Source organism: Micromonospora sp. NPDC006766 (assembly GCF_040636055.1).
Lineage (GTDB): Bacteria > Actinomycetota > Actinomycetes > Mycobacteriales > Micromonosporaceae > Micromonospora.
The window spans coordinates 24658-40232 of record NZ_JBEYIX010000011.1 but is presented as its reverse complement, the minus strand read 5'-3'; the positions used below and the strand labels follow the sequence as shown (position 1 = coordinate 40232).

The window sequence follows — 15575 nt, the reverse complement described above, 5'->3', positions numbered from 1 at the left end:
CCAGATCTGGCCCCTGCAGAAGGATGTCGATATCGTTACCGGCCAATTGGACGGCGGATGATCAATTTTCGTCGGCCGTCCTTTCGCCCCGCCCGAGAACAGGAGGAGCGCTCGTGGCCTCACCCGTCGATTCGACGGTCGCCGGCGACGACGTCGAGCCGCAGCGGCCCATTCCGCGATTTCTAACCGAGTTCACGCCCACCCGGTGGCGGCGTCGGCTGAGCCCTTTTTCCCGCGTACCGAAGCATTCGAAAATGGGCGAGACCTGGCACGTGGCGGCGAAGACCGCCCCGGACGAGTTGGTCATCGTCGACCGCCCGCCGGACATCGACCCCGACGGCGCCGAGGCTCGCACGTACACCCAGTGGGCGGAGCTCGTCGATCGCGCTGCGGCCTGGCTGCACAAGGCGGGCGTGCGACCGTGGGACCGGGTGGCGATCCTCAAGGCCAACCACCTGGACATCGTCATCCTCGGGTGCGCCGTCGCCCGCATCGGCGCGATCCCCTGCATGTTCTCTGGCTCGTACGGCCCCGAGGCGATGATCCCGATGCTGGAGCGGCTGGAGCGGCCGTTCCTGCTGACCGACCGGAAGCACCTCGACAAGTGCGGCATCACCCCGGAGGTGGTGGCGGAGCACACCGTACGGACGATCAGCGTCGACGCGGCCGCGGACCGCCCGGACGTGCCGCACCTGGACGAGTTCAAGGACGCACCGCCGGTCCAGCCGAACATGCGCGAGCTCAAGGAACCGGTGGTCATCACCCACACCTCCGGCACCACCGGCGTGCCGAAGTTGGTGATGCACTCCGCCGAATCCATCTACGCGATGGCGATCGTGGAGACCGAGCGGTGGCCCCGGTTCGGGCTGCGCCGCAGCGACACGGTGGCGTTCTGCGATCCCTACACCCACGAGCGGCTCACCACGATGCAGCTGGCGATGGCCACCGTCGGTCCCCGGGTGCTCTTCCTGTCCGACCCGTTCTCGCCCCGCGTGCGGGAGCTGTTGGCCGAACACAAGCCGACGCTGGTGGAGGCGCTGCCGAACATCTACCTGGCCTGGGAGCCGCTGACCCGCGACCCCGCCGGGCTGTTCAGCAACGTGCGGGAGTACGTCAACTCCTTCGACGCCATCCACACCCGCACGATCCGAACGTTCATGGCCGCCACCAAGCGCCGGTTTCCGATCTGGGTCCAGTCGTGGAGCCAGAGCGAAAATGGCGCGCTGTGCATCCGCCCGTTCTTCCGCTTCGTGGTACGCCGCAAGGCGCACCGGCCGCCGCCGACGCAGCTGATCGGCTGGCCCATCCCGTTCCACGCCAAAATGCGCGCGGTGGACCCGGAAACCGGCGAGGAGGTCCCGCGCGGCCAGGTCGGCCTGATCGAGATCGACCAACCGGGGCGGTGCCTCGCCTACGTCGGCGAGCAGGACCGGCACGACCTGAAGTGCAACGGCAACTGGTGGAACACCGGCGACCTCGCGGTCATCAACAAGTGGGGGGCCGTGCGGATCGTGGACCGGGAGATCGACCGGATCCCCGGCGGCAGCGCGATCGAGTTCGAGGACCTCATCCTCGACCGAATCGACTACACCACCGAGGTCGTCATTCTTCCGGTCGCCGGTGACCTGCCGGTGCCGGTGGTCAGCACGACGGACGATGTCCCGCTGGACATGGGCGACTGGGCGCGGGCGGTCGCCGACCTGACCCCGATGGCACCACCGATCCAGATAAGGTGGGACGAGTTCCCTCGTACCGGCACTTGGAAGATCCGGCGGGTCGCGCTTCGGGAGCAGTTGCTCGCCGATGCCCAGGCGATCGGCATCGGACGCTGGACCTGACCTTCTGATCACCTCGACCGTGGTGCCGGTGCTGACTGTGCCGGCGCCACGGTCGTACCGCCGACCACCCGCCGCCAGCGAAGGGCACGCGCGATGTTGGATCTCCTCGGCCGGCTTGCCCACCGGGCGCGTTGGTGGGTGATCGCCGGTGCCGCCGTGTTCCTGGTCGCCGCGGGCGTCTGGGGCGCCGGCGCCTTCGACGACTTGGCCGTCGGCGGGTTCACCTACCCGGCGAGTGAGAGCTCCCGCGCCGACCAGGTCGAACGGGCTCGGCTCGGGCGTCACGACGCCGACGTCGTCGTGCTGTTTCACAGCGACCGCGTGACAGCGGACGATCCCGCGTACGCCGAGGCCGCCCGGCGGGTGCTCGACGGCCTCCCGGCGAATCGGGTGGAGGGGGTCACCGACTACTGGCGGGCGGGAGTTGCGGCCCTGGTCAGCGCCGACCGGCAGGAGAGCTTCGCGGCGGTGCGGGTCGCCGGGGCCACCGAGAACGAGCGGCTCACCAACTTCCTGGCCATCCGCGACAGCCTGACCAGCCCCGACCTCGACGTTCGGGTCGGCGGGCCGCTGGCGCTGATCGACGACGTCAACACGCAGAGCAAGGCGGACCTGACCCGCGCCGAGGCGTTGGCGATGCCGATCCTGTTCCTGCTGCTGGCCCTCATTTTCCGTAACCTGCTGGCGGCGCTGCTGCCGGTCGCGGTCGGCGGGCTGGCGATCGTGGGCTCGCTGGCCGGCCTGCGGCTGCTGGCGCAGTTCACCGATATCTCGATCTTCGCGGTCAACGTGGTGACCCTGCTCGGCCTCGGGCTGGCCGTCGACTACAGCCTGTTCATGGTCAGCCGGTTCCGCGAGGAACTCGGCGCGGGCCATCCGGTTCCGGCGGCGTTACGGCGGACGATGGTCACCGCGGGCCGCACGATCGTCGTGTCCGCGGTGACCGTCGCGCTCGCCCTGGCCAGCCTGGCCGTCTTCCCGCAGGTGTTCCTCCGGTCCATCGCCGTCGGCGGGGTCGCCGCGGTGCTGCTGGCGGGCTTCTTCGCGATGACCGTGATGGCGGCGCTGCTGGCCCTGTTCGGGCAGCGGCTGCGGAGGCGCCGCCGCCGGCCGGTCGACACCGACCCGGACTCCGGGATGTGGGCGCGGATCGCCCGGACGGTGATGCGCCGACCCGTACTGGTCGGAGGCGCGGTCATCGTCGTGCTGGTGGTGCTGGGCCTGCCGTTCCTGCGCATCTCCTACGGCTGGCTGGACACCCGGGTCCTACCCGCCTCGGCGGCGAGCCGGCAGGTCCAGGACGCCATCGAGCGCTCGTTCCCGGACAGCGTCACCCGGCCGATCGAGGCCATCGTCACCCTGCCCGGCCCGGCGACCGGGTCGGCCGGCCAGGAGGAGCTCACCGCGTACGTGGACCGGGTGGCCGCGCTGCCCGGTGTGCGGCACGCGGACGTCACCGGCCTGGCCGGCGACACCGCGCGGGTAACCGTACGGTTCGATGCGCAGCCGATCTCCCAGCAGGGACGGGATCTGGTCGCCGCGGTGCGGGGTGTCGCGCCGCCGCCGTCCGGCACGGTGCTGGTCAAGGGCGACGCCGCCGGTTTCGCCGACCTGATGGACATGCTCAAACAGCGGTTGCCGTGGATGGCGCTGCTCGTCGTGGTCACCACGTTCGTGTTGTTGTTTCTGTCGTTCGGCTCGCTGGTGCTGCCGGTCAAGGCGATCCTGATGAACGTGCTGAGCCTGACCGCGGCGTTCGGCGCGGTGGTGTGGATCTTCCAGGATGGCCACCTGGACGGGCTGCTGCGGTTCACCTCCACCGGCAACATCGACGTGGTGCAACCCATCCTGATCTTCGCCGTCGCGTTCGGGCTGTCGATGGACTACGAGGTGTTTCTGCTCTCGCGCATCCGCGAGCACTACGACTCGAGCGGTGACAACACCGAGGCGGTCGCGGTCGGGTTGCAACGGTCGGGTCGGATCATCACCAGCGCGGCCCTGCTGCTGGTGGTGGTGATCGCGTCGTTCGCGACCGCCAGCGTGCTGGTCGTGAAGATCGTCGGTGTCGGGCTCGCCCTCGCCGTCGTCGTCGACGCGACCATCGTCCGGGCGCTGCTGATGCCGGCCACCATGCGGCTGCTCGGTCGGCTCAACTGGTGGGTGCCCGGGCCGCTGCGACCGGTCTACCGACGGTGGGGGATCCGCCCGGAGACCGACCGACCGGAGCAGGCCGTTTAAAAGATCAGCGCCCGGCCGAGGCCCATGTCGGTGAGGCGGGTGGAGTGCACGATGCTGGTGACTTCGACGGCCTTCTGGATGCGTTCCTCCGGCGAGGTGTCGACCAGCCGCCGCCCGTCCCAGATCTGGTAATCCCCGATCATCGCCCGGTGCGGCGCGATGCCCTCCTGGAACCAGTTCTCCCAGCGGGTGAGCTGGTCGGCCACCGGCAACTGCTCCCACAGCCGCATGCCGGCGCGGATGAGCTCCACGAGGCGATCCCGCTCCTCGGGGTGCCGGCTCAGATGCTCGCGGATGATCGACGTGCCGACGGCCAGGTGGCGTACCTCGTCGATGGCCGCGCCCTTCTCCATGTCCGCCATCCGGGGGTCGATCGGTCGCCACTTCCGCTCGCTCAGCTCGAACGACGGGGCGAGGAACCCTTCGACCAGGATCGTCAACAACACCACGCCGCCGACGAAGTCCTGCTGCTCGCGCACGATCGGCATGCCGAGCTCCTCCAACGGATCGAGGATGGTCGCCTTGTCGGTCGCGGTCTGCTCGGCGATCACGGCAGCGACATCGTTCTCGTCGACGCCGAGGTTCCGCAGGTGGTTGCGGAAGATCATCGAGTGTCGGGTCTCGTCCATCAGCTGCGTGGCGTAGAACTCGGCGGTCGTGGAGTCCGGCGCGCACGCCACGAGGTGACCGATCGCGCGGGCTGCCCGCTCCTCGGCCAGTGCGCGGAACGCGACCTCCTGCACGAGCGCGTCCCGCAGCGGACCCGGCTCGTGGAGGAAGTCCGGGGTCACCAGCTCCGGCGGGTAGCCGACGACGTTCCCGCGCAGCGTACGCTGCGGCACGTTGGCGAACCAGTACCGCAGGTCGCACTCGCCAGCGGTGAGCCGGATGCCCTCCGCACCGTCGAACAACGAGGACGCCTGATCCCAGTCGGCGGCGTCGTCGGCCGTCACCCCGGACCGCTGCTCGGCGCGAGGTGCGGCCGGCTGCGGAGCGTACGTGACCGCCTGCGGGCGCGGGCCGGGCGCGGCGACCGGCGTCGCCCGGACCGGTTCGGGCCCGGCGACCGGGGCTGCGGCCTGCGCCGGTTCGGGTGCGGGTACGGGCCCGGACGCCTCGACCGGCGGGGCCACGGGCGGCTGCGCCGATGGCGGCTGCGCCGATGGTGGCTGCGCGGCGGGCGCCGCCGATGGTGGCTGTACGGCGGACGCCGGGGTGCCGTCGGCCATGATGAACGGGCCGGTGCCGTCGAGATAGTCGACCAGCGGCGCCGCGACGCTGGCCCGCGACGGCGGGTGGAACGCGACGCACTGGCACGCCGCGACCAGGTAGGCCACCTCGGGGGAGCGGATGAACGACATGCCCCCGAGCATCTCGACCGCCTGCCGGGCGGCGTCGGTGATGGCGTCCTGCGCGCCGTAGCGGGCCATCAGGACCCGGGCCAGCGCGTCGTTGTCGGTGTCGCCGTCCCGCATGGCGCGGGCCGCGCCCTCCAGCAGCTGCGTCGCGGTCTCCAGCCGGGTGCCCAGCGCGGCGCGGTCGCTGATCGCGCCGCGCCCGGCGGCCAGCGCGCGTTCGACGAGGGCGCTGGCCATGCCCAGGTACGAGGCGGTGATGAGCAGCTCGAACCAGATGAACCCAACGGTCTGCAGCTCGTCGAGCATCCCGTCCGGGCCGTTCTCGGTCGGGATGACCAGCTCTTCCTCGATGAATACGTCGGTCAGCCGGACCTCGTCGCTCTCCGCGCCGGCGAGCACGTTGCTGCCCCAGAACGGGTGCCGGGTGACGCCGCGCAGCGTGGCGGGCATGAGCAGGAACGCCGTCTGCTGACCGCCGTCCGGCGCGGGCACCGCCACGCTGGCCGTCAGCAGGTCCATCGAGTGGCTCAGGCTGCACGGCTTCTTCGACCCGTTGATCCGGTAGCCGCCGTCCACCGGCGTCGCGGTCATCGTGGGGGAGAGGATCCCCTGGGCCGGGCGCCCCTCGGCGAAGCCCGACGAGACCAGCAGGTTGCGGCTGGTGATCGCCTCCAGCAGGGCCCATTCCATGCCGGAGTTCTTGATGCTCTCGGCGAAGGTGAACAGCGTGGCCACGGAGAAGTGGTGCATCGTGGTCGCGACCGCCAGCGACGGCGCGTGGGCGCCGATCGCACGGGTCACCCGTACCGCGTCCAACGGGCCGGCGCCGAGCCCGCCGTAATCCTTCGGGATCACCAGGCTCGGGCCGCCGCTGGCCCGGAACACCGGCAGCGTGTCGCCGCCCGAGGCTTCCCGCTGCGCGAACGGGACCTTCGACAACCCGTCGAGCAGCCCCGGCAGGTACGACTCGCAGAGGGCGCGGGCCTGGTGGAGCGATCGCACTGGGATACCTCCGGGGGCGGGCGGTCAGTGGGGGAGAAGCGCGCGGGCCGCCGCACGGCGCAGCTTGCCCGACGGGGTCTTCGGCAGGCTGCCCGGCGGCAGCACCACGACCGACGCCGGACGGGCGTCGACGTCGGCGACGATCCGGGCGGCGACGGCGTCGGACAGCGCCCGCTCCGCCGTTGGGTCACCGGCGAGCCGCGACTCGACCAGCACCGCGAACGACTCCCGCGCCACGCCGTCACCGGCCATCCGCCGCACCGCCGCGACGTTGCCGTCCCGGACGCCGTCGACCCCGGCGGCCGCGCGCTCGATGTCCGTCGGGTAGATGTTGCGGCCGCCCATGATGATGACGTCCTTGCGCCGCCCGCAGACCACGATCTGACCGCCGGCCAGGTAGCCCTCGTCGCCGATGTCCAACCAGCCGTCGTCGTCCAGCGCGGGGGTCGGGCCGTCCTCCGTGAGGTAGCCGATGGTCACCGACTCACCGCGCAGCTGCAACCGGCCCACCTCACGGTCGCCCAGTTCGGCGCCGGAGTCGTCGACCACGCGGACGGCGACGCTCGGGAAGGCACTGCCGAGCATCGGCAGCCGGCGGACGCCGCTCGGATGGTCGTCGCGTACCGGCACCGCCCGCCGGTTCTTCTCCAGTTCCAGGGCGTCGACGGTGTCGAGGAGCATCGGGTCGGACAGCGCCGACAGCGAGATGACCAGGGCGCTCTCCGCCGCGCCGTAGCAGCAGTTCACCGCCGTGGGCCGCAGGCCGAACCGGGCGCCGGCCGCGACGAACGCCTCCACCGTGGCCGGGTCGATCGGCTCCGCGCCGTTGCACAGGGCCTTCAACCGGGACAGGTCGAGCGATCCGGCGTCGGCGCGCGCGAGCTGCCGGGCCAGGATCGCGTACGCGAAGTTCGGCGCCGCCGTGATCGTCCCGCCGTACCGGCTCATCAGTTCCGCCCACACCATCGGACGGCCGAGGAACTCCGCGGGCGTGACCATGACCAGGTCCATGCCGGTGAACATGGGCAGCAGCAGGCAGCCGACCATGCCCATGTCGTGGAAGAGCGGCAGCCAGCTGACCACCACGTCGTCGTCGCCGCACCGCAGGTGGGTCGAGCTGTCCACGAGGTTGGCGTGGAGGTTGCGGTGGCTGATCCGCACCGCCTTCGGCTCGGCGGTCTCAACTGCAGCAGCGCGGTGTCGTCCTCGGCGGCGGGCACCACGGTGAACTCCCCGTCGCTGTCCAGGTCGCCGATCATCCGGTGGGGGATGCCCCGCTCGCGGAGCACCCCGGCCATCGCCTCGAACGGGGCGCCCACCAGCACCAGGCGCGCGTCGATCATGCGCAGCACGCGGAGCGTGTCGTCGCGCCAGACCGACAGATCGGTACGCGGGGTCGGCTGGTGCAGCATCGTCACGCTGCCACCGGCCAGCCACGTACCCTGGGCGGCCCGCGCGACCTCCGCCGGGTCACCGGCCAGGACCGCGACCGCCTGCCGGCCGGTCAAGCCAGCCGCGACCAGCGCCGCCGCCGTGCGTCGCGCCGCCTCGTGCACCTGCCCCCAGTCGCGTCGCACCGGGTTCGCCGGAGCGCCGGTGACCATGCCGCGCGGCGACCGGGCGGCGGCGTCGACGAGGGTGTCGACGAACCGGCTCACATCAGTCTCGCCAGAATCATGGGCGACAGCGTAGACAGGGCGATCGACGAAGACCATAGGTCCTTTGTGGAGACCGTACGGGCGATTGTGTCGGCTACCGTCGACGACGGACGATGGATCGCCGCCCGGTGGGTGACCGCGGCGCTGAGATTGAAGATCGCGGAAGGCGGCCGCCCATGGGTGACTCGCAATGGTGGTTGGAGCTCGTGCGCACCCAGGCGGCCGAGGTGCTCGGCCGGCCCCGGGGGGACGTCTCTCCCAACGGCGCCTTCGTCGACCTGGGTTTCGACTCACTCACCGCGCTCGAACTGGCCGACCGGCTGTCCGAGGCCAGCGGGTTGCCCCTGTCCGGCACCCTCGCCTTCGACTACCCCAACCCCGCCGCCCTGGCCGAATACCTGGCCTCGCAGGTCGGACGCCCGGCCCCGGAACGCTTCGCCGCCACGCGGGGACCGGCCGGCGAGCCGGCCGACCAGCCGGCGGGCGCGTCGGAGCCGATCGCCATCGTGGCGATGGCCTGCCGTTTCCCCGGCGGAGTGGCCACCCCTGAGGATTTCTGGGACCTGCTGGTCGACGGCCGCGACGGCATCGGACCGTTCCCGACCGACCGGGGCTGGGACCCGGCGGTGTTCGATCCCGACCCCGACCGGCCCGGCTTCACCTACGCCCGGCACGGTGGCTTCCTCTACGACGCCGGCGACTTCGACGCCGGGTTCTTCGGCCTGTCGCCCCGGGAGGCGCTGGCCGCCGACCCGCAACAGCGGCTGATGTTGGAGATCACCTGGGAGGCGTTGGAGCGCGCCGGCATCGACCCGCGCACGCTGCGCGGGAGCCGCACCGGCGTCTACGCCGGCGTCATCGCCGGCGACTACGCGCCGCGCCTCGGCGCCGTCCCACCGGAGGTCGCCGGCTTCCTACTGGCGGGCAACGCGTCGAGCGTCGTCTCCGGCCGGGTGTCGTACACGTTGGGCCTGGAAGGGCCCTCGCTCTCGGTGGACACGGCCTGCTCCTCGTCGTTGGTCGCGCTGCACCTGGCCGCCCGGGCGCTGCGTACCGGCGAATGTGACCTCGCCCTGGCCGGCGGGGTGAGCGTGATCGGGACGCCGCTGGTGTTCACCGAGTTCAGCCGCCAGCGCGGGCTCTCCCCGGACGGGCGGTGCCGGTCGTTCGCGGCGTCCGCCGACGGAACCGGGTGGGCCGAGGGCGCCGGGGTGCTGGTCCTCGAACGGCTCGCCGACGCCCGCCGCCACGGCCGGCGCGTCCTGGCGGTGCTGCGGGGCAGCGCGGTCAACTCCGACGGGGCGTCCAACGGTCTCACCGCGCCGAACGGTCCGTCCCAGCAAGGGCTGATCGCCGACGCCCTGGCCGACGCGAGGCTCGACGCGCCCGACGTGGACGCGGTGGAGGCACACGGCACCGGCACCCGGCTGGGTGACCCGATCGAGGCGAAAGCGCTGATCGAGGCGTACGGGCCCGGCCGGCAACGTCCACTCTGGCTCGGGTCGGTCAAGTCGAACATCGGACACGCCCAGGCGGCGGCCGGCGTGGCCGGCGTCATCAAGATGGTGCTGGCGCTGCGGCACAGCCGGCTGCCCCGCACGCTGCACGTCGACGAACCCACCCCGTACGTGGACTGGTCCACCGGCCCGTTGCGGCTGCTCACCGACGAGCAACCCTGGCCGGCCGGCGCCCGACCGCGCCGCGCGGCGGTGTCGTCGTTCGGGATCAGCGGCACCAACGCGCACGTCATCGTCGAGGAGGCGCCGCCGGGCGAGCCCACCGCCCCGGCCGACCACGCGGGCGGGCCGGTGCCGCTGGTGCTCTCCGCGCGGACCGTTCCCGCGCTGCGCGAACAGGCCCGGCGCCTCGACGCGTTCCGCTCCGCTCACCCCGACCTGCCGGCGCGCGCGGTGGCGGCCGCGTCGGTCCGGCGTACGACCTTCGAACAGCGCGCCGTCCTCCTCGACCGTGACGGCCTCGCGGCGCTCGCCGCCGGGCAGGACTCCCCGGCCGTGATCACCGGCACGGCCGCCGAGGGCGGGCTGGCCCTGGTCTTTTCCGGTCAGGGAGCGCAGCGGCCCGGGATGGGGCGGCAACTCGCCGCGACCGAACCGCGGTTCGCCGCGGCTCTGGACGAGGTCTGCGCCGCGCTGGACCGTCACCTGGACCGTCCCGTCCGCGCGGTCATCGACGGCGACCCGGACCTGCTGGACCAGACCGAATACACCCAGCCGGCGCTGTTCGCCGTGGAAGTGGCGCTGTACCGGCTGCTGCGGCACTGGGGGGTCCGGCCGGACTTCGTCCTCGGCCACTCGATCGGGGAGGTCACCGCCGCCCACGTGGCCGGCGCGCTGTCGCTGGACGACGCCGCCCGCCTGGTCGCCGCCCGGGGCCGACTGATGCAGGCGCTACCCGCCGGCGGCGCGATGGTGGCGATCCAGGCCACCCCGGACGAGGTCGAGCCGTTGCTCGCCGATCCGGCGGCGCGGGTCGGGCTCGCCGCCGTGAACGGCCCGACCTCGGTCGTCATCGCCGGCCCGCAGGACGCGGTGCGGCGCGTCACCGACGTGTTCGCCGCGCAGGGCCGCCGGACCAGTCGGCTCCGGGTCAGCCACGCGTTCCACTCCCCGTTGATGGAGCCGATGCTCGCGGATCTCGGCAAGCTGGAGGCGGACCTCACCCACCGGCCACCGCAGATCCCGCTGGTCGCCAACGAGACGGGCCGGACGGTGGACCTGATCACGGCGGGGCACTGGAGCCGGCACGCGCGGCAGCCGGTGCGGTTCGCGCAGAGCGTGCGCCGGCTACGCCAGCAGGGGGTGACCCGCTTCCTGGAGGTCGGGCCCGGCGGCACGCTGTCGGCCATGGTGCTCGACTCGGTCGCCGACCTGGACGACGCCGACGACTCGACCGCCCCGACCGTCGCCGTGCCGCTGCTGCGTACCGGGCGCGACGAGCGGGGCTCGGCCCACGAGGCCGTGGCCCGCTTGTTCGCCGGGGGCGTGGACGTCGACTGGGCCGCGCTGATCGGTGACGACGTCCCGCCCGTCGAACTGCCCACCTATCCGTTCCAGCGCAGCCGATACTGGTTGACGCCATCGGCCCGGCCCGTCGAGACCCCGGAGTCGCCGGGCGGGCTGCTGCTGACCGGTGAGCTGTCGCTCGCCGCCCAGCCGTGGCTCGCCGAGCACCGTGTGGGTGGCGCGGTCGTCGTACCGGGTGCGCTGCTGGCGGAGCTGGCGGCGCGCGTGGGTGACCACGCCGGCTGCCCCGAGGTGGTGGAGCTCCTGCTGCAGGCGCCGCTGGTGCTTCGGGAGGCCGGCGGCGTCGAGACCCGGGTGGTCGTCGCCGGGGCGGCCGGCGATCCGACCCGCCCCCTGACGATCCACGCTCGCCCGCCCGGCGGCACCTGGACGCGGCACGCGACGGGCACCGTCGCCCCGGTGCGGGCCAGCGACGCCACCCGGCTGCGGCTCTGGCCGCCGCCGGGCGCGGCGCCGCTGGACACCGACGGGTTCTACGACCGACTGCGGGCCGGCGGCTACGACTACGGCCCGACCTTCCGCGGCGTCGACCGGGCATGGCAACGGGGCGACGAGATCTTCGCCGACGTGACGCTGCCCGACGCCGACGCGGCCGAGGGGTACCTGCTGCATCCGGCGCTGCTCGACGCGTCGCTGCACGCCCTCGGTCTGCTCGGCGACGCTAGCGGCGCCGGCGGGATCGCGCTGCCCTTCTCCTGGGCCGGCCTGCAGGTGCACGCCCGGGGCGGCACGGCGCTGCGGGTGCGGCTGACCCGCGACGGCGACGGCGTCGAGGTGGTCCTCGCCGACCCGTCCGGTGCGCCGGTCGCCACCGTGCGGCACGTCGCGCTGCGGCCCATCACCCCCGACCGCCTCGCCCTCGGGCCGTCCGCCGGTGATCCGGTCGGCGGGTACGAGCTGCGTTGGGTGACCGCCGCCGCAGGCCCAGCCGACCAGCCCGTGGTCTGGCTCGACGAGCTGGCGGCCACCGACCCGGTGCCCGACGTCGTCTGCGTCGAACTGCCCGCGGGCGGCGACGACCCACACCGCACCGTCGTCGCCGCGCTCGACCTGGCACAGCGCTGGTTGGCCGACCCGCGCCACAGTGCCGCCCGGCTGGCGGTGGTGACCCGAGGGGCCGTCGCCGACGAGCCCTGCGACCTGGCTCAGGCGGCGGCGTGGGGGCTGCTGCGGTCGGCGCAGTCCGAGCAGCCCGGCCGGTTCACGTTGATCGACCTGGACGACGACCCGGCGTCTCGGCAGGCGCTCGCAGCGGCCGTCGCCACCAGCGAACCGCAGGTCGCTGTCCGCGCGGGTGCGCTGCTGGTGCCCCGGCTGCACGCCCCCGACAGCCCCGCTTCGGAGACCCGGGCCGCCACCGAACCCGGGCCGCGACCGTGGCACCCGGAGGGAACCACCCTCGTCACCGGCGCGACCGGCGCCCTCGGCCGCCTCGTGGCGCGACACCTGGTGCGCCGGGGCAGCGCCCGGCATCTGGTGCTGGCGTCCCGGCGCGGACCCGACGCTCCCGGCGTCGCCGACCTGGTCGGCGAGCTACGGGTGCTCGGCGCGGCGTCGGTACGCGTCGTCGCCTGCGACGTCGCCGACCCGGAGGCCCTGACCGACCTGCTGGCGTTGATCCCCGCCGAACACCCGCTCACCGCGGTGCTGCATCTGGCCGGGGTGCTGGACGACGGGGTCGTCGAGTCGCAGACCCCGCAGCGGGTGGCCGAGGTGCTGCGGCCGAAGGCGGACGGCGCACGACAGTTGCACGAGCAGACCCGGGACCGCGACCTGGCCGCGTTCGTGCTCTTCTCCTCCGCCGCCGGTCTGTTCGGGTCGCCCGGGCAGTCGGGTTACGCGGCCGCCAACGCCTACCTCGACGCCCTCGCCCGGCACCGGCGCGCGCAGGGGCTGCCGGCGCAGTCGCTGGCGTGGGGCCTGTGGGAGCTGCCGGACGGGATGGCCGAACAGGTCAGCGCGACCGGCCTGCGCCGCATGCGGAGAATCGGGCTGACGCCGCTGTCGGCGCAGCGCGGGCTGGAACTGCTGGACCGGGCGCTCGACACGGACACGCCGACGCCGGTCCTCGTTGACGTGGACCGCGCGCTGCTCGACGGGCACGACCGGCGGTCGGTGCCGACCGTGCTGCACGACCTGATGGCCGCGGACCGCGTACCCGATGAGGACGTTTCCGGGGCTGCGCGGCCGGCCACGGTCGACCCGGGTGCCGGCACCCGGCCGGGAGGTACGGATCTCGCCCGGGTCCTGTCCGGGCTCGCGCCCGCCGAGCAGGACCGGTTGCTGCGCGAGACGGTGCTCACCGAGGTCGCCCGGGTCCTCGGCCACGCCTCGGCCGCCGACCTGGACAGCGCCCGGAGCCTGCCCGAGCTCGGATTCGACTCGTTGACGGCGGTGGAGCTGCGCAACCGCCTCGCCGCCGCGACCGGGCTCACGCTGCCCGCGACGGTGGCCTTCGACCACCCGAGCGTACGCGAGTTGGTCGGCTACCTGCGTGGTGAGCTGCTCCCCGAGCAGGCGTCCACCGCGCTCGGTGTGCTGCAGGAACTGGCCCGCCTGGAGTCCAGCCTGACCAACCTCGCCATGGACGGGGTGACCCGCCAGCGGCTCGCCGACGCCGTCAACCGCCTGCTGCCGCTGGTCGACACGGCGCCCGACCGGGTCGACGCGGCGCAGGACGATTTCTTCGACCTGCTCGACTAAACGAGTAGTTCCGAAGTCGGCGAGGACCTCGCGACCCGCAGCCGGCCGCCACCGAGTCGCGAAATGGGGCCTTGAATACCGGAGCCGACCGAGGCCACCTCGCCGGCGATGTCCCAGCCCAGCAGGAAGGGCGGTGGCACCGGACCACCGGGGATCATCCCGGCGCGGGCTGCGAGGTCGGCGGCTGTACGCAGACCGCCTGCACCCGGATCCACGTCGACCATTCCGAAAGTGTCGGAAACTCTGTCAGTCCTCGTCGGTCGGGCGGGGCTGGCGGTACTCCTTGATCCACTGCTCGATCTCCTCGGCCAGCCACACCTTCATGCCGCGCAGTTCCTGATACGGCTTTGGGAAAGTGGGATACCGGGCGAGCTGCTGGAACCGCTGCCGCGAGACGCCGAGGCGCTGAGCGATCTCGTAGGGCCCCATGAGCTGCCCTGGCCCTCGGTCCATTCCCTGAAAGTAGGCAGACAGCTGCTAGTCTAATGGCTATTGCCAGTTGACTAATCCATCGGTTGACCAGGAGCATATCTCTATGCCGCGAAAGCGCCTATACCGGGATCTTCTGGCCCCGGGTCAGGGGGAGAGCCGATGACTGACCATGGACCGGTTCTGCCCGTCTGGACTTGCGCCGGGTGTGGCGCGCCCTGGCCCTGTCCCACACGTCGCCGTGAGCTGCTGGCCGAGTACGACGGCGCTCGGGTGTCCCTGTCGATCTACATGGCCTCGCACTTGGTGTCCGCCACGCAGGACATGGGCTGGGCTCCCGCCGGCGCACTGCACCGCCGGTTCCTCGGGTGGGTGCGGTCTTGAGCCGAGTCGATCCGGGAGACGAGAAGTTCCACTACTCCGACAACTCGCACAGATGGATACCGCCGGACCCCGCCTTCCCCCAGGAGGTGTGGGATGAGATGGTCCGGCGCACAAGGAGAAGCACCTCCGGCCGCCGACCCGACCACGCATCGTGCGCCGTTCGATCTGACGATTACCCCGGCACCCATCGCGGGCACCGGGAGGTCGCTGGTAGAGGCGCTCAGGTCGCCGTAGAGGCGGAGAGGCCTACCAAGAGGCGTAGGCGTTGAACAGGCAACGGAGGTTCATGCGCCGGCGCCAGGCGCGGCACGGTCGGCTGCCTGCTCCCACAGGTCGAGCAGGAGCCGATTCACCTCGTCGGGCCGTTGTTGGTGTGGCGCGTGATCCGCGCCTGCGATCTGGTGGAAACGGGCATCGATCCGCTCGGCGATGACTCCTGCCGTGGCAACCAGTGCGTCTCCGGTTGTTGACCGATAGTCCGCTGGCGCCGTCTCCCACGTACCGGCCAGCACCATCTTCGGGTAGCTGGTCGGGCGGAGAGCGTTGACCGGCACGTCGGCTTCCCAGCACGGCCGCTCCCGCATGGCTGTCCGCGCCGCCCGCAGGGCGAACTCCCGTGGCTCGGGCACCCTCTCGTCGCCCGCGCCGTACGACGCGCGCAGGTAGTCCTCTGCCGTCGTGGACTGCGAAGCGGCCACGTAGCGCCGGTTGGCTTCGAGTGCGGCGGCAACAGTGGGATGGTCGGCAGTCACGGCGAGCGCGGCCGGCTCGATGAGCGCCAAGGAACTGACTCGTTCCGGGCGGCGAATCGAGGCCAGCATCGCGACCAAACCGTCACGTGTATCGGCAGCACAGCGATGATCGTACCGGGCGTCGAGTTCGGCGCACCCTCGTCCGATCTGCTGTGGACAGCCGGTCCGG

The 15575-nt window shown here is 72.4% G+C and carries 7 protein-coding genes; 3 read left to right on the top strand and 4 right to left on the bottom strand.

Annotated features, from left to right (window positions below; translation table 11 throughout):
- The first annotated feature begins 113 nt into the window (after positions 1-113).
- Complete coding sequence (locus ABZ671_RS13465; RefSeq protein WP_357856225.1) at positions 114-1838, top strand: class I adenylate-forming enzyme family protein; 1725 nt, start codon at positions 114-116, stop codon at positions 1836-1838.
- A 93-nt stretch (positions 1839-1931) separates the two neighbouring features.
- A complete protein-coding gene (locus tag ABZ671_RS13460; RefSeq protein ID WP_357856222.1) occupies positions 1932-4076 on the top strand; it encodes an MMPL family transporter in 2145 nt (714 codons plus the stop codon).
- On the opposite strand, the gene ABZ671_RS13455 is transcribed toward ABZ671_RS13460, so the two are convergent.
- Together ABZ671_RS13455 and ABZ671_RS13450 are read right to left on the bottom strand one after the other, a co-directional pair.
- The gene (locus ABZ671_RS13455; RefSeq protein WP_357856219.1) at positions 4073-6436 is read right to left on the bottom strand and encodes an acyl-CoA dehydrogenase family protein; all 2364 of its coding nucleotides are present in this window, start codon (positions 6434-6436) and stop codon (positions 4073-4075) included. The two genes, ABZ671_RS13460 and ABZ671_RS13455, sit on opposite strands and share 4 nt — an antisense overlap.
- 24 nt (positions 6437-6460) lie before the next feature.
- Positions 6461-7561 (bottom strand): AMP-binding protein, encoded by a 1101-nt coding sequence (locus tag ABZ671_RS13450; RefSeq protein ID WP_357856216.1) that lies wholly within the window; start codon positions 7559-7561, stop codon positions 6461-6463.
- A gap of 709 nt (positions 7562-8270) precedes the next feature.
- Here ABZ671_RS13450 and ABZ671_RS13445 point away from each other — a divergent pair.
- Positions 8271-13841, top strand: coding sequence for a type I polyketide synthase (locus tag ABZ671_RS13445; protein WP_357856213.1), 5571 nt, complete (start codon positions 8271-8273; stop codon positions 13839-13841).
- Positions 13842-14087: 246 nt separating this feature from the next.
- Here ABZ671_RS13445 and ABZ671_RS13440 read toward each other — a convergent pair whose 3' ends face one another.
- Together ABZ671_RS13440 and ABZ671_RS13435 are read right to left on the bottom strand one after the other, a co-directional pair.
- The gene (locus ABZ671_RS13440; protein WP_357856210.1) at positions 14088-14294 is read right to left on the bottom strand and encodes a hypothetical protein; all 207 of its coding nucleotides are present in this window, start codon (positions 14292-14294) and stop codon (positions 14088-14090) included.
- A gap of 644 nt (positions 14295-14938) precedes the next feature.
- Positions 14939-15484, bottom strand: coding sequence for an alpha/beta hydrolase (locus ABZ671_RS13435; protein ID WP_357856208.1), 546 nt, complete (start codon positions 15482-15484; stop codon positions 14939-14941).
- Positions 15485-15575 lie beyond the last annotated feature (91 nt).

Bases quoted from the DNA above. Each gene is read 5' to 3' on its own strand.
- ABZ671_RS13440 (WP_357856210.1), bottom strand. From the start codon at position 14,294: ATGGACCGAGGGCCAGGGCAGCTCATGGGGCCCTACGAGATCGCTCAG.
- ABZ671_RS13460 (WP_357856222.1), top strand. From the start codon at position 1,932: ATGTTGGATCTCCTCGGCCGGCTTGCCCACCGGGCGCGTTGGTGGGTG.
- ABZ671_RS13445 (WP_357856213.1), top strand. From the start codon at position 8,271: ATGGGTGACTCGCAATGGTGGTTGGAGCTCGTGCGCACCCAGGCGGCC.